The sequence below is a fragment of the Chitinophaga sp. NPDC101104 genome, from assembly GCF_050277495.1.
Lineage (GTDB): Bacteria > Bacteroidota > Bacteroidia > Chitinophagales > Chitinophagaceae > Chitinophaga.
Genome location: NZ_JBNNSF010000001.1, coordinates 4,422,488 through 4,440,523, shown reverse-complemented (window position 1 = coordinate 4,440,523; position 18,036 = coordinate 4,422,488). Strand labels below are relative to the sequence as shown.

20 protein-coding genes and 1 tRNA gene are annotated in these 18,036 nt (G+C 45.0%); 16 read left to right on the top strand and 5 right to left on the bottom strand.

Translation table 11 applies throughout. The features are described from left to right. Nucleotides 1-2 precede the first annotated feature (2 nt). Nucleotides 3-2,417 carry a penicillin acylase family protein gene (locus tag ACQKLP_RS17805; RefSeq protein WP_427324199.1) on the top strand — a complete coding sequence of 805 codons (2,415 nt, stop codon included), beginning with the start codon at nt 3-5 and terminating at the stop codon, nt 2,415-2,417. A 99-nt stretch (nt 2,418-2,516) separates the two neighbouring features. Next, a tRNA-Lys gene (locus ACQKLP_RS17800) sits at nt 2,517-2,589 on the top strand. 176 nt (nt 2,590-2,765) lie between these two features. Here ACQKLP_RS17800 and ACQKLP_RS17795 read toward each other — a convergent pair. Then, the gene (locus ACQKLP_RS17795; protein WP_427324198.1) at nt 2,766-4,373 is read right to left on the bottom strand and encodes a hypothetical protein; all 1,608 of its coding nucleotides are present in this window, start codon (nt 4,371-4,373) and stop codon (nt 2,766-2,768) included. Between the two features lie 354 nt (nt 4,374-4,727). On the opposite strand from ACQKLP_RS17795, the gene ACQKLP_RS17790 reads away from it, so the two are divergent. From ACQKLP_RS17790 to ACQKLP_RS17755, 8 genes are all read left to right on the top strand, one after another. Next, nucleotides 4,728-5,012 (top strand): hypothetical protein, encoded by a 285-nt coding sequence (locus ACQKLP_RS17790; protein ID WP_427324197.1) that lies wholly within the window; start codon nt 4,728-4,730, stop codon nt 5,010-5,012. A gap of 558 nt (nt 5,013-5,570) precedes the next feature. Next, nucleotides 5,571-6,563 carry a hypothetical protein gene (locus tag ACQKLP_RS17785; RefSeq protein ID WP_427324195.1) on the top strand — a complete coding sequence of 331 codons (993 nt, stop codon included), beginning with the start codon at nt 5,571-5,573 and terminating at the stop codon, nt 6,561-6,563. Between the two features lie 53 nt (nt 6,564-6,616). Further along, entirely contained in the window at nt 6,617-7,393 is a 777-nt protein-coding gene (locus ACQKLP_RS17780) for a hypothetical protein (protein WP_427324194.1), read from the top strand. Nucleotides 7,394-7,564: 171 nt separating this feature from the next. Then, nucleotides 7,565-8,728 (top strand): hypothetical protein, encoded by a 1,164-nt coding sequence (locus ACQKLP_RS17775; RefSeq protein WP_427324193.1) that lies wholly within the window; start codon nt 7,565-7,567, stop codon nt 8,726-8,728. A gap of 120 nt (nt 8,729-8,848) precedes the next feature. Continuing rightward, complete coding sequence (locus tag ACQKLP_RS17770) at nt 8,849-9,442, top strand: hypothetical protein (RefSeq protein WP_427324192.1); 594 nt, start codon at nt 8,849-8,851, stop codon at nt 9,440-9,442. A gap of 98 nt (nt 9,443-9,540) precedes the next feature. After that, nucleotides 9,541-10,185 carry a Crp/Fnr family transcriptional regulator gene (locus ACQKLP_RS17765; RefSeq protein ID WP_427324191.1) on the top strand — a complete coding sequence of 215 codons (645 nt, stop codon included), beginning with the start codon at nt 9,541-9,543 and terminating at the stop codon, nt 10,183-10,185. Nucleotides 10,186-10,297: 112 nt separating this feature from the next. Continuing rightward, the gene (locus ACQKLP_RS17760) at nt 10,298-10,972 is read left to right on the top strand and encodes a hypothetical protein (protein WP_427324190.1); all 675 of its coding nucleotides are present in this window, start codon (nt 10,298-10,300) and stop codon (nt 10,970-10,972) included. Further along, a complete protein-coding gene (locus ACQKLP_RS17755) occupies nt 10,956-11,576 on the top strand; it encodes a hypothetical protein (protein WP_427324189.1) in 621 nt (206 codons plus the stop codon). Before ACQKLP_RS17760 ends, ACQKLP_RS17755 begins: the two co-directional genes overlap by 17 nt. A gap of 52 nt (nt 11,577-11,628) precedes the next feature. Here the strand turns inward: ACQKLP_RS17755 and ACQKLP_RS17750 are convergent, their stop codons facing one another. Next, on the bottom strand, nt 11,629-11,835 hold the full coding sequence (locus tag ACQKLP_RS17750; RefSeq protein ID WP_427324187.1) for a hypothetical protein: 207 nt from the start codon (nt 11,833-11,835) through the stop codon (nt 11,629-11,631). 44 nt (nt 11,836-11,879) lie between these two features. Continuing rightward, nucleotides 11,880-12,638, bottom strand: coding sequence for a hypothetical protein (locus ACQKLP_RS17745; protein ID WP_427324186.1), 759 nt, complete (start codon nt 12,636-12,638; stop codon nt 11,880-11,882). A gap of 186 nt (nt 12,639-12,824) precedes the next feature. Between ACQKLP_RS17745 and ACQKLP_RS17740 the strand changes: the two genes are divergently transcribed. The 4 genes from ACQKLP_RS17740 (at nt 12,825) to ACQKLP_RS17725 (ending at nt 15,709) form a co-directional block, all read left to right on the top strand. Continuing rightward, nucleotides 12,825-13,034: a hypothetical protein gene (locus tag ACQKLP_RS17740; protein ID WP_427324185.1), complete on the top strand. Its 210-nt coding sequence runs from the start codon at nt 12,825-12,827 to the stop codon at nt 13,032-13,034. A 192-nt stretch (nt 13,035-13,226) separates the two neighbouring features. Continuing rightward, the gene (locus tag ACQKLP_RS17735; protein ID WP_427324183.1) at nt 13,227-13,748 is read left to right on the top strand and encodes a hypothetical protein; all 522 of its coding nucleotides are present in this window, start codon (nt 13,227-13,229) and stop codon (nt 13,746-13,748) included. Between the two features lie 60 nt (nt 13,749-13,808). Continuing rightward, a complete protein-coding gene (locus ACQKLP_RS17730) occupies nt 13,809-15,248 on the top strand; it encodes a hypothetical protein (RefSeq protein ID WP_427324182.1) in 1,440 nt (479 codons plus the stop codon). A gap of 14 nt (nt 15,249-15,262) precedes the next feature. After that, on the top strand, nt 15,263-15,709 hold the full coding sequence (locus ACQKLP_RS17725; protein ID WP_427324181.1) for a hypothetical protein: 447 nt from the start codon (nt 15,263-15,265) through the stop codon (nt 15,707-15,709). A gap of 74 nt (nt 15,710-15,783) precedes the next feature. On the opposite strand, the gene ACQKLP_RS17720 is transcribed toward ACQKLP_RS17725, so the two are convergent. Then, nucleotides 15,784-16,020, bottom strand: a complete 237-nt coding sequence (locus ACQKLP_RS17720) for a helix-turn-helix domain-containing protein (RefSeq protein WP_427324180.1) — start codon at nt 16,018-16,020, stop codon at nt 15,784-15,786. A gap of 186 nt (nt 16,021-16,206) precedes the next feature. Here ACQKLP_RS17720 and ACQKLP_RS17715 point away from each other — a divergent pair, with 186 nt between their 5' ends. Further along, nucleotides 16,207-16,470 (top strand): hypothetical protein, encoded by a 264-nt coding sequence (locus ACQKLP_RS17715; protein WP_427324179.1) that lies wholly within the window; start codon nt 16,207-16,209, stop codon nt 16,468-16,470. A gap of 36 nt (nt 16,471-16,506) precedes the next feature. Further along, complete coding sequence (locus ACQKLP_RS17710; RefSeq protein ID WP_427324177.1) at nt 16,507-16,944, top strand: hypothetical protein; 438 nt, start codon at nt 16,507-16,509, stop codon at nt 16,942-16,944. A 280-nt stretch (nt 16,945-17,224) separates the two neighbouring features. On the opposite strand, the gene ACQKLP_RS17705 is transcribed toward ACQKLP_RS17710, so the two are convergent. Further along, nucleotides 17,225-17,854, bottom strand: a complete 630-nt coding sequence (locus ACQKLP_RS17705) for a sensor histidine kinase (protein ID WP_427324175.1) — start codon at nt 17,852-17,854, stop codon at nt 17,225-17,227. Nucleotides 17,855-18,036 lie beyond the last annotated feature (182 nt).

The following is an 18,036-nucleotide window of genomic DNA, read 5'->3' as shown; positions in this document are numbered from 1 at the left end:
CTATGAGAATCCTTCCTTTACTGCTTACCATCGCCCTCGTCTGGGCGCTCAATCATCGTTTTGCCAATAAGCCTGCCTTCGGGATGCTGTTCAGTCCACAGCATGGATGCTGGGTGCATGCCGAACCCGCAGGCCCTGCTTCGTCCGATTCCCACATCTCGCTGCCGGCGTTAAAAGACTCCGCCAGCGTGTGGTTCGACGAGCGCATGGTTGCGCATGTTTTCGCGCGGAACGATTACGACGCCTATTATATCCAGGGTTACCTGCACGCCACCAACCGCCTCTGGCAAATGGAATTGCAGACCCACGCCGCCGCCGGCCGCCTCTGCGAGATACTGGGCGAAGGTCTCCTGCAATACGACCGCCAGAAGCGCCGGGAAGGGCTTACGTACGGCGCCGAACAGGCCGTGAAGGCCATGGACGCCGATCCGGTCTCCAAACTGATCACAGACGCCTATACAGACGGTGTGAACGCATACATCCAATCCCTCCGCGAACGCGATTACCCGCTGGAATACAAGCTGCTGGGCTACGCGCCGGAACCCTGGACCAAACTCAAATCCGCCCTCCTCATCAAATACATGGCGTACGACCTGGCGTCGACCGGCGACGATATCGCCTATTCCAACGCCCGCAAACGTTACGGGAAGGATATTTTCAACCAGTTGTACCCCGACTGGCCCGACGTGATAGCGCCCATCGTTCCGGTGGGCACGCCTTTCGCTGCGGCAACGAAAAAAGCCGTGGCGCCGCCGGACAGTATCGTAACGGCAGGGATCGGCGCTTTCGATCCCGGATCGCGCCCCGATCCGGACAACGGTTCCAACAACTGGGCCGTGGCAGCGTCCAAAACGAAGAACGGCGCGCCTATCCTGGCCAACGATCCGCATCTTACGTTATCCCTTCCCTCGATATTTTATGAAATGCAGCTCCATACGCCCGACGTGAACGTGTACGGGGTTTCCATTCCCGGCGCGCCCGGCGTCATCATCGGTTTCAACGATCACATCGGCTGGGGGCTGACGAACGGGTATATGGACGTGCTGGATTATTATACGATGGATTTCCGGAACGGGAAAAGCGAATACCGCTTCAACGGCGAATGGAAAAAAGCAGATATGCGGGTGGAAGAGATCCGCATCAAAGGCCGCGAGCCCTTCCGCGACACCGTGGCTTATACCGTTTGGGGCCCCGTGGTCTACGATCCCGGATTCGGCGGCGATGGTTTCGGCGACGGGTACCTGGCCATGCGGTGGACCGCCCACGACCCCTCCAACGAGCTGCTGAGCCTTTACCGCCTCAACCGCGCGAAGAATTACGCCGATTATACGAATGCGCTGCAGATCTGGAGCTGCCCTGCGCAGAACTTTATTTTCGCCAGCAAAGACGACGGTATCGCTATCTGGAACAACGGGAAGCATCCCCTCCGCTGGAAAGACCAGGGGAAATTCGTGATGCCGGGTGCGGACAGCACGTTTGCATGGCAGGGCTACATCCCGATGAGCGAGAACCCGCATGTACAGAATCCCGCGCAGGGATTCCTGCAATCGGCCAACCAGCACCCTACGGATAGTACGTTCCCGTACCGCATGTTCGGTTATTATTCGATCTATCGCGGGTTGCAGATACAGGAGCGCCTGACCGCGATGCAAAACATTACGCCGGAAGACCTGATGCGCCTGCAAAACGACAACACGAACCGCCTGGCCGTGAGCGCCATGCCTTTCCTGGCGGATTTTGTGGCACCGAACGTCCTCACCGCCGCACAGCGCCCGTATTGGGAAATGCTGTTCAAGTGGGACGGTGTGGCTTCGCCGGACAGTAAAGCCGCGACGCTGTTCAATCTCTGGTGGGATAACCTGAATGCCCGCCTTTGGCGCGATGAGATGCCGGTGAAAGATAGTCTTGCCTGGCACATTCCCAATGCGGAAGCCACGCTGTACTGGCTGATGCGCGACAGCGCGATGCGCTTCGTAGACAACATCCGCACGCCGGTCCGCGAAACGCTGACGGAGCTGGTTACCGGTGCGCTGCAGGAAGCGGCGGATACGGCGGCAGCGATATCTTCCCGCGGCGATCTGGCGATCGGGAACGACCGTGGTACGGATATCCGTCACCTGAGCAGGAGCATCCCTGCATTCAGCCGGATGGGCTTGCGTACGGGCGGTGGAGCGCATATCGTGAACGCGACGAAGAAAACGCATGGCCCCTCGTGGCGGATGGTCGTAGAGTTAGGCAAGGAGACGAAGGGGTGGGGGATTTACCCCGGCGGGCAAAGCGGCAACCCCGGCAGCAAATTTTATGATAACATGGTAGACGATTGGGTGGCCGGAAAATATTATTCGTTGCACGTATATGACGAACGCAAATCGGCGGACGCAAACGTGCGGAAAATATTTTTTATTCCCGGGAAGTAGGGTGGTGGCTGGTTTCGGGCGACATGATGAAATTAATTCATGAAATATTTGGCAGGAAATATTTAATTCCTATCTTTGCAATCCCAAACGAAACGGGATGATTCCGTAGCTCAGTTGGTAGAGCAATACACTTTTAATGTATGGGCCCTGGGTTCGAGTCCCAGCGGGATCACAAACAAATCTTAAAACCTGCGCCTAGCGCGGGTTTTTTGTTTTTACTCTATAAATTCATATTGCGCGATTCGGAACTCAGAACTCAGAACCTTACAAGTACTGATCTATCTAAATAAAGTTAAGGGAAAAATTAGTTTCTTAAATGAGCGTGGACGTCTATTTAATTTGGCCTATCTACTCCTGCTTAATTTTTATTCCCATCCTTGAAATTAAACTATTAAAGGACGAATGAAGCAATTTATTAGTTTTTTTGTTATCAACTTTTTGAGAAAAGTAAGTACCGATCATCCACTGGAGAGTAGTTTGGTCGTCTACTTTTTCCAAAAGTAGTTCGACAACATTTAACCCCTCGTGCAATGCTTGCCCAAGCAATTCAATTTCACTTATAGAAGCAAATTGGAAATTTTGTGCTTTATTATTATACTGCCTTTCAATAACTGGTAATAGGTTTAAATTCAAGAACGGAGATTCATCATAACATACAAGAATTTTAATTACCCTGTTGACGTTTTTCAATTCACGTTTTGAGATTTTACCAGCAAGAATTGCATCTTGAAATTCATCCAGCTGGATTAATGCTTTTTGAATGTTTCCGCGCTGTACCTCATGTTCCAATAGTTTATTGTCGAAAAAAGTTCGTGCATTTAACCCTAGAATAGTCGTTTTGACCTCTAACAAGACGCAAGTGTCATTTGAAACTAGCGCTATATCTGGGATTTTTCCTGATGAATAGTCAATTGTATCCAAATCCAGTATGTATATAGTTGGACAACTTGATTGAAGAAGTTGCATAAGTATGTATTCTTTTAAAACAGGTCCAAATGCAACTCTGAATGGATTTTCAGATTTGTTACCCTTCTGTTCAGCTATTTCTTTTTCAGCATCTGCTAATAGATGAAAAATACCATTGACTGTTTTGTCGAGCAAGTATTTGGGCTGAGGAACCAAGTAAATTCCATTACTAAGCCCTGGATATATTCCGCTTTTAATAATTGGCTTATATACAAAGGGGTCTAATCCAAAGTATTCCTGCTTTTTACTAGTTATCAAGTATTGTTTATCTTTTCTAAAAAATGCTCTATATTCTTTATACGTGCAAGAGCAAAGCCTCAAGAAAACAGATTGTAATTCTTTATTAGCGATTTGTTCTAAACCTTCTATTTGGATGTTTGTTTTTTCATCTAGAGTTCCGTTGCAATGAAACCACAATGCCATTCCAGTTAGCATAAACTCAATTGAGCCGATACCATGAAATTTTTTCATGTTTTCATCAAAATCATAATCTAATTTTAGTCTCGAGGGGATTTCGGAAAAAAGAAGGTGACCTCGTCCAATTACATTTAATCGCTTTGCTTGTAAGGGTAGTTGCCACGAAGCAAGTCGTCCCATCAACATTGGAATTGAAGCATTTGAAACAGTTGAGTCTTCAACATCCTTGTCGTAAAGGTGTTCTGTCATATAAATTGCCTTAGCAAGCGTAGTGGATCCTGCTTTAAGCACAGGACTTCTGTTATCATTCGAGCCAGATAATATTAGAAACCTCGATAGCCTTGAAAGTGTGATTGACAAGAGATTCAGTTTGATATTTTTGGCAATAAGGTCATTTAGCCAATTAACAATGTGAGATGGAATGTTTAAATTGTATAATTTTGAAGAGCCAAAACCATACCGCGTTACAGCATTTATAGCGCTAATCTCATAAAGACTTCCAGTTAAATGAAATCTACTCAAATAATCGTAGAGTTCTTGCAGGCCTATTTCTTGAATGTTGTTTGATACCATTATTTGGTTTTTGCTAATTTCTGTAAGAACTTAGATTTCGCCAAATGCATATAGGGTTGTTTTACCGACTAGTAACGCATTAAAATAAATAGTTATGAAAGTAATGCTTTTTATGCGATTAAATCATTTATTTTATTTGAACAACCTTTTGATTATCAATATCTCATCACTCGTTTCCTCCGAACTCATGAAAAATATCAGTAGGATTTTGATAGTTGGCCAACGGCTGCGACCCGACGGAAATTAATCAACGACTTTTGGTTTTGGGCCTTATGCCATTATACGGCCTTGGTAGCCATTTGCGGAACAGTATTCCTGGTCGTGCTGGCCAGCTTTAATATACCTTATCTCCTTATGGTACTAGTCGTGGGGATTCTACTTTATTTGCCCTTATATGTCCTTTTATATCGCCCAGCCTTTACCAGTGATTTTCTTCCTAAACTGGAAACCGTGATAGCGGAATTCGAAGGGAACCAGCGGGTTTGGGTCGAAAAGAGCAAGCAAGAGCAACTTTCCACGCGGGGGCTTGTATTGCTTTACTACATCTTGGACAAATGCGCGGAAATCAATTACTTGACCCCAAGCGATAAATCCGCAAGCCTCCTGCTCAAAATCTTCGGTGTCAGCCAAAAGGGCTAAAAAAATGAACTTGATCTACTGTTTAAAAAGGAATGCCTGTTCCTTGCAGGTGGGCAACCGATAAACTTCTCCAAACCGCAAAGACAGTTAATACGCTTTCTGAATAACAGGATAGCGGCTAAAAAGGAGTTCACCCCTTTGCTGTTGCTCCCTTGTCCAGAGCCGGTGGTATTTGAACAGCAAATACCTGCTGAGGGCCAGTAACTTTTTAAGCGTATCTCCGTTAGGTAAAACCTCGGGATGATAAGTCTGTTGCAGCTTACGGGCCTGTTCATTGAACAGATTTTCCTGCTCCAGCGCTACCCACCGGTAATGAATAAGATGATACGCATGTTACGACGAACCTGAACAGCGAGGAGCTGGAGGCGGTATAGGGATAGGGTGAGGAGCAGCATGAGAGAGATGTTTAACTTAATTATTTTTTCTGATAAAACGAATGATAAGCGAACGTAGCATTTAGGCTGTGGGTTCTGCTGCTTAAGTATTTCTTGATCTAATTGATTAATTGCGGGCTACTCGTATATTATTTTTAACTATCTTATATTTATAGAAAATTCCATGACAGCATTAACTTATGAAATAACTGCGGTTCCAAATGGGTTCGATCCGTCATTCAAAGTTCGTTACCCTTTGGGATATGCGTTTGAAACACCTACGCACTTTGTTCATTATTTTGGTCAAAAAACGAGTTGGCATACGGTTCAAAATGAACTAGCCATTTCGGAGGGGAAAAGCGGCACGCTTGAGGATTGGATAAAGAATACATTTGGCGCGAAGAATATAACTACTATGATTAACAATGTCGGGGACTGCATAGAAGGAGTTTGGCGGCCAGGTCTTTACAATGTTGATATTGTGATAGATTCGCTGAACTACACCGAAGCTGAGATTCGATTTGCGCAGCAGGCGCTGCGACTTTTAATATCAAAGTTGGACGACCTTTTTTTGTACATCGAACCTAATGGGAGCGGGTTGAGTGCCTATAGTCATAAAACAAGGGAGCTGCTGCTGTTGGCTTGCACGGAATTGGAAAGTTATTGGAGGACTTATATGGATAAGGTTTATGGTGTGTTTGCTACGAGCCGATATACTACTAACGATTATATCAAACTCTTACCTAAATTACATCTAAAGGATTTTGAATTTGGGCTGACTGCTTTTCCATCATTTCCGGCGGAGGTGCCTTTCGGATTATGGACATCATCATCTCCGACCGGAAGCTTACCATGGTATGATTCTTACAACAAAATTAAGCATGATAAAATCGGAAATTTTCACTTGGCGACACTTCATTACTGTATTAGTGCGGTTTTGGCGAATTTGGCAATGTTCTGCGCTCGTTTTGGCCCAGAGCCATTATTTGCAGATAATAACACTTTTGGGATGTTGGTCAATCAGCATTTCTATTTAAATCTAAAAAATCCCCAAATAGAAAGCTTTTATTTAAATGCAGTGAATATTCCATCTACAGTTCGACTGGATCTAATTCCTTTGTCGCCAGGTCGAAATGGCTACTTGTTACCTTTTAATTCAGTGCCATTAACTCTATAGTATTGATGTGTAGATAATATAAAATAATCTGAATCTTTACCTCAACTATTACGATGGAGAACTATCTTAATTATTATCTGAAGGCTGACAATCTTTTGAAACTTGTCATAAAAAGTCGTGATCAGCAAGTTATTAGAAAGAATTTACCCAAATTTTATTCTGATGATTCCACTATAACAATATTAGAAGTAAACGGATTACTTGAAGTAATCAAGGATGGTGAGGAGAGGATATTGGTAGCAACCGTGGCGGGAAAGCATCATGTCACAAATGGAGGATTTACGGCAATTCTTGGTATTGAAACGGTACCGCCGGTTGCAATATCTTTTAAGCAGCACCTTGAAAATAACACGAATCTGCTTACAATATTTGGGATACTTAATGCGGTAATTCTTTTTTCCAGCCAAGAGATTGAGGTGAAAGATGATAAACTCAAGTTTATTGAGAATGGAATGCAGTTTATCAGCATCTCTATGTACTTGCTATCATTGATGGTTCTCTTTGAAATCATACGTGGCACGATCGATTATGCTAGTGAGCGATGGGAATTTCAATTCTTCTATTTTTTGCTATGCACAACAACAATTGGTGTTGGGATGCTGTTCTTTCAGCAGTATTGGCCTGTTTTGGGAGGTTTTTTGTTTTTTTTGGCATTTATAGGTGGTGCCATTGGTCTGTCCTTTTTGCAATTTAGATTGCTGCAATATATGCCTGATCGATTTTTTCCCCGAAGAAAACAACAAAGGGAACGAGTGATATTCATATTTTTGTTCATTGGGCTTTTTGTTATGTATTTTGTCGTGAGGGCATTAAAGAAGTTTGCTTTTTAGTCGTTTGCGCTTTGCTGAGGCTACATTTTACTCGTTTGATGCCGAATCGGAGTAAAGTGTTTTCGGGGACTTGGGTAAGCGTGTGTTTAACACTTAAGCTCGATTTGTTTCGAATGAAACGGTGAACTGTTTAGCGCGAGAATTACCAAGTTAGTTGTAAATAAATGTAAAATGACAGAACATCAAATTGCTTTTGACTCACATTTTGCCACCAAGGGAGGTCTTTTTGTTCCTGCTTTCAAGGATGATAATTTAAACGAGTATTTTAAATGGCTCTTAATAGAGTTTAGTTGGCAAAAAAGGAACTATGGATTTTCGGGGGAGGAGCCAGTTAATCCGCCCTTTGTTAACACGGAATTTATAAATGCTTTGAGTCTGAATGCTTACGCGGGTGCGAAAGATGGTAATTATTTTATAGGCATCAATGCCGCAACGGTAATTCTAGTCACTGCCTTATTCAATCGAATGTTAGCGAACCCCAATATTTTAACTTCCGTTGGTGATCCCCTTGAAGAGGAGCCAGGATTGAAAGTTTTTAACCCGGAGATTACGCATTTCGATCAATTATATTTATCGTCAGAGGAAATACTAATATTCCCTAAAAATGAGGTACGCCGTAAGTTTGCATTTTTGTTAGCACGTACTGCTCTTAACTTCCTTCATAATCATGAATACGCTCATATTATCCTTGGGCATGTAGATTATTCTCATGCTGAAAGAGGTGTATTTGAACTTGCGGAATCGGAACAAAATATTGGGATGAACAATTTGGATGTACAAACATTAGAACTAGATGCTGATATTATGGCGACATATATGGGGCTAAAATTTATCAATTTTGCAAATTTATCTAACGCTAATCTCGACTCTAATGAACGCAGTTTTTACACTGATTGGCAGAATGGTACTTTTAATTTTTCTTTTGCCGTTTACTCCTTGTTCCGGCTATTTGGGTTTAAGAATCATTCCACATCGGAATTATTAAATTTTGATCATCCTCCTGAGGGGGTGCGACAGGTAAATATTTTTAACACCATTTTGAAAGGATATACTGATGCCGAAAAATATCAGCAGGTACCCGAAATTTGTTTTTTGGCAGCCAAGCAAGTAGAATTTGCTTTTCAAGAAATGGCTGAAAAAGTTATGTCAAATAATGCCATTAAATTTGCATTTAACTATGATGTTTTAGTTCATACGAATCTAATAACCAATAACTGGAATAATTTGATAGAGAAACTGAAGAAGTATTGTTTTGTGCCGTTGAAGCCTTATGTAGAGCGCGATTTGATAGATGTTGAACGATTTCGAAATTTCGACGCAGATTTACTATATTAGATCGCTTTCAATTTTATTAGTTCTGGGTAAATATTAGAAAAACAATCAGAGTTACAGCTGGATACGCGACGCCCTTCCTAATTGGTTATATATATTTAATGGTTTAAATTAATTTTAAGTATGACACCTCTTATTAAAGAAAAGTTTGAGTTTTTCTTTCGTCACCCTACGATTTCCCCTAAAGGTGGTTTAGATAATAACTTTTCAACTCTCTATTTATTGCGCCGTGATGTTGCGATGTGTTTTGGATTCAATCCTAATAATGGGACCAAACTTGAGCCGGGATATCAGGCATTATGGCCTGGTGTTATGGGGATTTTTGCCGGTATAGATCTGTTGTCAAAGTTTGCCGAAGGTGATTCAAAAGGAAAGGTTGGAGAGCGCTTCCAAAACTATATTTCCCGATATATTTCGAGATCAAATGCTTTTGAGATCTATGGACTTAGGAACAGTATGCTACATTCCTTTGGCCTCTATAATGAGAGCAAAAATGGTGTTCAACGTTTTGTACTCGCAGGTGGTAATTTTGGTGATCAATTAGTGACACAATTATCCGAGACAACGATAGGAGTTGACATTTTGAAGTTGTATGGGCTTTTTGAAAATAGTATCCCAGCATTTCAGGCAGCGTTAGAATCGGGTCATTTTTCAATTGTTCTTTTTGAGGAAATGTTTGAGAAGTATGGAGGAATCCAAATTAAAAGACAAGTTTAAGTTTTCAAATACCTTAGAAAATTCTATATTCGCACGTCCCCTCCCCATACCACAAACCCCTTTGCCCCAGGTTAACCTATCATCCAAAACAAACCTGTATGCGAAAATCCACCCGTGGCAAGGTCCTTCCATTCGATTACCCCTTTACAGACACCGCGTCTGCCTCAGCATTCGAGACCCTTTTCACAGGCCTTCAGAAATTCAACCCCGAGCTCACGGAAGCCGTCATGAGCGACATCGCCACCCACTGCATCCACGTGCTATTTAAGCCCAATGAAATTATCCTGGATTACGGCGAGATCTGCGAATACGTCTATTTCGCCATCAATGGCCTGGTGACATCCCTCGAGAAGGAAGACGGAAAGGAATTCAACTGCTGGTTCATGTCCGACGGCGATGTGATCATTGCTATAGACAGCTTCTTCATGCAGCACCGGAGCAGAGAGCGGTTGGTGACGCTCGCCAACACGGAGTGCATCGCGCTCCATGTGGATGACCTGAACATGCTGCGCGAGAAACACCCATCCTTCGCTTTTCTCGAGCTGATGCTGACCAGGTACTACTACCAGCAAACCTTTAACCGCACGAAATGGCTGCGTAAGGATGCCAAAGGAAAGTATCAGATGCTGAAAACCCACTACCCAACGCTGATCCAGCGGGTAACCCGTGTGGCGCTCGCCTCGTTCCTGGGCGTATCCCGCGAGCATCTGAACAGAATATTGAGAGAAGAAATTGCAGGATGAGACATATGTCACATTTTTGATAGATGGGTATGCCCTAGTTTTGAAGCATTGTTGGCCACCAATTACCATGCAACGTTTTTAACCACATTCTGTAAAACCAATCTAGTTGAGTATGCACATCAATTACATTCACCAGCTATCCTGTTTTTTCTTCCGCCTGGAAAGGCATAGCAGCATGCGCCCTTCGCACGTAAGTTTGTATCTGGCGCTGTTCCGGCAGTGGAACTCCCTGAAATTTTGCGTAACCATGACCGTTAGCCGGCTGCAGCTGATGCTGGTCAGCAAGATCGGCTCCAAAGACTGTTACCACCGAACGCTGAGAGAGCTCCATGCCTGGGGCTTCCTGGAGTATCACCCGGCCGAGCATCCGCGCGATCAGGCCAAAGTATCGATGAAGAACCTCACCCTGATCGAGCAGCAGCTATCCTTGCCGGTGGATGCGGACTGCATTCTGGCAGATGTTGAACCGGAAAATGAGCCGAAACCGGTCCCGAAACCGGGACACATTAATAAAACAATACAAACAGTAAACAGAAAAGAAAATACTCCCCCGCAATTCGATGAAGTGTTGGCCTGCTTCGAAGCCGGAGGCCACGCGGAAAGGGAAGCCCGGAAATTCTTCAACTACTACGAATCCACGGGCTGGATGCAGGGCGGGCATACGCCCATCGTAAACTGGAAGGCAAAAGCCAGCAAGTGGATGCTGGATAAGCACACGGCAAAGCGTCGCGGTTGGCAAAGGAAGAATGAACTGGATAACCCCCAGGACTATGGAGCCCCACTATAACTACGCCGATTATCAGCGGATGGTTGAGGAGAAGGGGCAAGCGCTATACGGACGCCGTTACAGCATCCACCCCGTAGATCAACCCTGTATTCAACGGATGATCGCCTACTTCCTGCAAGACCAGGCAAGGGCGAAGGAGGAGCGGATTTTCCTCTGGAAAGGCTTAATGCTCAGCGGCCCGGTAGGATGCGGGAAAACAGCCCTGATGCAGATATTTACCGCCATGAGCGGAGGTGCATTCGTCCCGAGGATCGTAAGCACCCGGCAGGTGGCCATGGAATATGGCAGGCTGGGGCATGAGGTGATCCGTAAATACAGCGATCTGGCGTTCGATAAGGAAACCCATCTGCCCGTCGTCTATTGCTTCGATGGCCTCGGTGCGGAAAGCGACATGCAGTACTATGGACAAACCTGTAACGTGATGGGAGAGATACTGCTATCGCGGGGAGACCTGGCCCGCCCGCATAATATGCTGACCCATGTGATCACCAGCCTGGACGCCGCATCATTGGAAAAACGGTACGGTAAACAGGTACGGAGCCGGATGCGGGAGATGTTTAACCTGGTGGCTTTCAGTGCGAACAGTGTAGACAAACGTGTATGAAAAAAGCCCCGGCGAAGCGCCGGGGCGATACAACAAGAATCGATGCGCGAGTTTACTCGCTTTTAACGGCCGCCTGTCCCAAGCCAGCCATCATGGAGCCGGCAACAGCCAACCCGCCTGCGATCTCGAGCACCGTAAGGGGTAGCTCCAGCTCCAGCGGAAGGCCTATTACCGCCGACGCAACAGCGGTCAGCAGCAAGCCCAGGTTGCGCACCTTCTGGAAGAAAGGAGGCGTGGGAGCGGTTAAACGGTTGAGCAATTCCATATTTAAAGGATTTTAAATGTTAGAAAATGAATGTTCCCTTAAGGTGCCACGTTCACCGCAACCAGCCGCATAGCGTTGTACGCGCTGTTCAGCACATCGGCCTGGTGGGTACCGTCTTCCTTGATAAACTCGATGCTGATGGCCAGCATCAGCACATCGGCCGAGTTAGGAGGCAGCGGTACGGAAAGGTCGATAGGCGCGGTGTTCCCATCCAGCGGGAGCGGTTCCGTAGCGATTTGCCCGGACACGAATTTGTACTCGCCGAAGTTCAGCGCCGCAGCAGAAGCCCGCATCCTGAAATGGGTGGCATTACCGGGCGGGATCACCATTTCCGCCGGGCTGAATACCGGAATGTTAATACCTGCGGATCCGGCCACCCGATCGAACGTATGCGTGAACTGCGCAAGGAACGAGGTATCGAGCGGGCTTTGCGCATTGAACTCGAACTTTTCCAGTTTGGACATTTCTCCTTCGAGCAGCTGGCGTTTCCCTGCCTCGTTCAGCGCATCGGATTTGATGATGGACTTGCAGAGGGCAGTAAGCCGGTTGCTGACGCCCTTGTCTGCGATATTCTTCATCGCCACCCCGAACGCCGCACGGATGAGCTTGCCGGCACGCCCGGCCTGGCCGAACTCGATGCCATTGGCCCGGAGCATCGCGAATTTGGGATCGGTAGCGATCCGCTGGGGGCTGATCCCCGTTTTCTGGCGAACGGCGAAGCCACCATTCCGGGTTTTGTAAAAAGAGAGGTTGCCGATGGCACCATTAAACTGTAATAAACCATCTTGTTTAGCCATGATTAAAAGCTTTAAAAGGTAAAAGAATGGGGCATTTCCGTAGCCATGCCCTGTTGGGCTCTTCACGTGATCAGCGTGGGGTGTAATTACATGGCGAAGGTAAATGCGGGCAAAAGGGCAAAAAAGCCAGGGGTGGCAAAACGGTACATTTTGGCCGTTTTGGGTCTTATCACGTAAACTTTCATCATGGTAAAAAAAGTGCCGGACAGGCTGATCATTTACACGCAAGACATCGAAAACATATTGGGCAAAAGCGCCCGGTCGGCCAGGAAATACATGAGCCGGCTGCGAAAGATCTTCCAGAAGGAGCGGGGGCAGTTTATTTCCGTGGAAGAGTTTTGCGCGGCAAGCGGATTAACGGAGGAGCAGGTGAGGATTTTTATCGGGAGGGGTTGAGGGTCGGGTCAGGCCCTGAAATAGGTCTACAGTATAGATACAGTAGGGATATAGTAGGGATACAGTATTGATACCGTACTGTAACCGTAGTAATTCATTTTGGCACTAGTACGCCACTAAGTATCATTCTATTGGTTATCAATTATTATCAAATAGAATAATTAAAGTATGTAAATATTAATTCAACACACTATGAACTCATGGAATTATCTTATCGAATCGGGGATGGCTGAAGTAGTAACGGCAGAAACCGCTGCAACGATGATCGCAGATTTATTGGCCAAATTTAAAAGAATGATGCCCAATATCCCCGATTCTCTTCTTGAGATTGTTGCCAGCCGATGTGAAGTAATTCGATTCAAAAAGGATGCAGTAATTCTCGAATATGGTGAGAATCATTCCCACCTGTTCTTCAGGAATAGCGGAGCAATAAAGACATTCTTTATTCATGACGGAAGGTTAAGGGCCGAAATCTCTTCAGAACATGATTGGATATTAGCGACAAATAACTTTTATATGGCAGGTAGTGCGACGAAGATGGTCGTTGTAAAGGATGGGCTGTTTGTTACAGTACGATGGGATCGACAAGAATTTCATGCGCAAAGTTGTTTGGAATTTAGCTTAATAGGAATAATGACCGCAGATAGATATCAAAAGCAGGTTATGAAAAGATTTAGGAGGAAAGTAGAGAAGGAGAAGTTAAGAGTTGTATGAAGTACAAATTGAAAGGATGATTGAAATGTAATTTTTTTTTTTTAGTTAAACCTCAATACTATGAAGCCAAAACAAATCTTAAGAAACTATTTCATTATTTTTTGCACGACGTTGTATTTTATTTTCAATTTTTATGGATGTAAAAAGTATGATCAATCGCCCATAAATAAACTCCGGCAGCACGAATTTGTGAAAATTCCAGTTGGCTTAGATGAAAGACTTTATGGATATGCCGATTCGCTGTTGGTTCAGGAAGAAAAACATCCATGGATGGACAGCACTATGGCCGCCCTCGGAAAACCAGGATGGGAATTCACGACATTTGGGCTTCAAGGAAGAAGTCCTATTGCAATGGTCCCTCTGATAAACGATGAAGCTAAAAAGGTAGTAGGGCTGTTGGTAATGATCAAAGGGAGCAGAGGGTTTCGCTTTAGAGTATTTGACGCCCGAAGGCCTTTACGATATGGAAGCAACAATGGTCGGAATCACGCAAATGCCAGAACTGTGTTCATTGCTGCCGATTTGTTTAATCAACGGGCTTTCGCAGACAAGCCGTCAGTACTTTCAGACCGCTGCTTGATGACGAGGAGGGAACGTTTTAATTTTGAAGCTGCAAGAAGGAGTGGCGTTGCTGGTAGCTTGATCGTAAAAGCAACTCCTTATGCCATTTCAATATCATGTTACACAACGGTGGCATGTACTGGAGATGGTAAAGGAAATTGTATTGGGAATGTTACTTATTCAACTGATTGTGTTTATAACTACATTTGGATTGATGAATATTCAGAAGGCGGTTATGAGGGGGATGGAGGTTATTCTGGAGGAAGTACTGGCGGAAGTACTGGAGTAGGAGGCGGTAATGTCGGTACGTCAACAGGTACAACGGTTCCAACGGCGTGCGTCGGCGCCCCTGACGGCTTAAGCAAGCCCCTGATTGTAATGCCCCCATTAAAGCCGATAAGCGATGTGACAGCTTACTTGAAGTGTTTTTCAAGAGCCGCAGGAGCGAATATCACGTTTTATGCAGATCAGCCGGTGCCGGGAACTACTCAGTATGTTTCCATAAAGGAACTCGTAGGTCATGCTTATATCTCAATTGAACAGGCTGTTGGGGGAGTAGTAGTTCGACGAACGATTGGATTTTATCCAGCTAAAGATATCGATGCTGTTTTTACAACTTCTTCCTTGAGTGCATTTGGTGATGATTCGGTTACGGAGTATGATGTAAAGTATAGTATAAATGTTTCGGCAGATAAATTAAAGGCAATACTAACAAAAATTGAGAACCCACAACGGGTTTACTACTTGGATAGTTATAACTGTGCGAATTTTGTACTGGATATTGGAGATGTTTGTGGACTTAAACTTCCAAGAACTAAATCTCATTGGATTTTTGGAGAAGGAGTTAATCCCGCCCAGCTTGGCGAAGATATGAGAAAATTACCTGGTGCACAATTTGGAAAGCGCGATTCGCCAACGAACGTTGGAACTTGTAAATAGCATAATCTTATTTTATGAAAAATACTCGTTTATTATTACTCGCTTTTTTTGCCTCATGTTTTGGGCGGGCAACGGGACAGATTCCGGAGGAAAAAGTAATACGTGATTTTATGACTTATGTTAGTAGCCCTTCTCTTGATATTGATACAGTTGATTTGAAGTATGTTGTACCCTATCCGGTTGATACTCCCGTTGGTACTAAATACAAACGCCAAGAGTTGCTGCGAATCATGGCTTTTGGTCTTAAGAATCATATCAAAACAGCTGAATTGAAGACGCTTAAAATTGTACCATACAAAAAAGCTCCGGAAGAGCTACAGGATTTGATATTGGACGAGGATCTTACTGAACGAGCATTCGTTGCTTTTGATGGAAAGAAATTTGCCCGATACTTTTTAATTAAAGACAGCCAAATTCAAGCTTTTGATAGATTGGGGTTTGCGTTTTTGGTGATGGATTAACAATCTTTAGTTCGAACTTGTAAATAAGAAGAGTTACACGTAATTCACAGGTGCAGGTCTGTTGGCCTGCATTTTTATTTTATTGATCTTGAACCTATTAATTCATTCGGAGTAATATCAAGCGCTTCAGCAAGCGCCAGGATCATGAACAGGCCTGGTTCAACCTTACCGTTCTCCATACGACTAATATAGCCGGGGTAGCTTTCGATAGCAACTGCCACATCCATCTGCGTCATATTTCTGGCTTCCCGGTATTTTGCAAGGCGTTTGCCAAAATCGGATAGAATAGCTTCTTTCCCTTTTTCTTTCATAATTAATGACAAACGTATAAAAAGCTAGCGTTATAACATATGCACTTAAGAGTATGTAATAAAATGTATGCACTAAAGAGTATATTTTCACGATATTTCCGTATATTTGAATTACAGAATGAAGGTGTAATAGCATTTTTCAAGCCGCCATCGTTTTTGCAAATCGTCTTCTTAAACCAAACCACCATGAAATCAAACGAATCCATTGTTTACGCCCAGCTTCCGCAAGTCATTTCCGTCCTCAACCTCCTGAGCGATGCCGTTTACGCCCGCATTTGCATAGAATGCGGATGGGATGACGATACTTACCGTTATTATTTTACGCATAGCGATCGCATCCCGGCTGCATCCCGGCAAAAGATCAACAAAATCATCGCAGCGCAGATCCGCTACCTCGCATCCCGTCCGCCCCAAATACATCCCCATGATGAAAGTGTGCAACATAATTAACATCGAATTCTATCATTCATTTATTAATTAGTTAGCATGAAATTAGATTCAATTTCCGCACACAATCTGCAATCTTTCCAGCAGCTCCGTCTGCTGCATCCGTTTACCGAATCAAAGGCTGCAGCCATTGTAGGAGATGGCTTGCCTTTTGAAATAGTGGAAGATTTTATGGATGTAACAGACCTCAGCGTCTCCGATCTATGCTTCGCCGTCAACGCTACCGGCAGCAGTTTCCGGGCCTGGCGGGACAGGGGCGTATTCCCAAAGCCGATCAGCAACATTATTATGCAACTGGTGGAAATTTACGCATATGGTTATTGCCAGTTCGGCCAAAGGAAAAAATTCAATAGCTGGATGCAGGAACCCAGTATGCGCCTTGGTATGATTCCGCCCATGGCGTTGATCAGTGATGAGTTTGGTCTCCAGGAATTGTTACAGGCTTTAAAAGGAATGGAAGCGTTTGAATTGATGTAGGCGTCAATCAGTACGAGCGATCGTACCTATACCGTTTCTGAACGTGAAACCCGGCATCCCAAGGCTACGCATAAAAACGCACTACATTACGACGTTGTGCGTTTTTTTATGATCACAGGCAGAACCGGTATCGATAGCCGGCTTCCAGCTTCGGTAGGCGCAGCGCCTTGGGGCAATTCTGTCAGCATGCCCCCAGCATGAACCGGAATGTAGTTCCCTTGCCCGGTTCGCTTTGTATCGAAATAGTAATCTGGTGTAGATCGAGAATTTTTTTCACGATCTACAGTCGCAATCCCATTCCTTTGCTTTCGCCGTCTTGCTGCAACTGTTTATACCGTTCAAAAATAAGCGATTGTTGTTCATGGGGGATGCCGTCGCCATCGTCCCAAACGGCGATTTCGATTTGCGTGGCCGAGCGCTGGCTGAGCAGGATCCGGATGCTGCCGCCCGGATGGGTGAATTTCAGGGCATTGTCCATCAGGTTCTGTATCACCCGCTCCATCTGTGCGATGTCCGCCAAAATATGCGGCAGCCCTGAAGGAGCTTCCATACGTAGCAACACATTTTTATTCCGGGCTATCAGCTGATATTTGGTGAGGATGTCGTTCACCAGTTCGCTTACGAAGACAGGTTCGAGTACCGGGCCGGCCTGCCCCGCTTCCAGCTTGGAATATTCGAACAGTTGGGAAACGAGCCTCGACAGGTTTTGCGAACTGTCGTGCGCGATGCCCAGGAACTTTTGCTGTTCTTCCGGCGAAAGCCGGTCGTGCCGGATCTGCAGCGTTTCGATGTAGCCGTGCATGATCGCCAGCGGGGTGCGCAGGTCGTGGGAAACATTGGCGATCAGTTCCTGCCGCAGTTTATCCGTTGCCGATAACTGTTCGATGTTCCGGAAGATGGTATCCGCCATTTGGTTGAATGCTGCAGTCAATTGGTACGGTACCCCGCGCTAATTGACCGTTTTTTGAAAATCAAGCGTTTTACTTTCCGTTCGAAATTATGGCCGACAATTTCGGGAATCAAACCTTTTTGTACTTTTCCTAGCAATCTGGCCAAATGCTATTGGAAATATCATTTAAATTCTTTTACTTT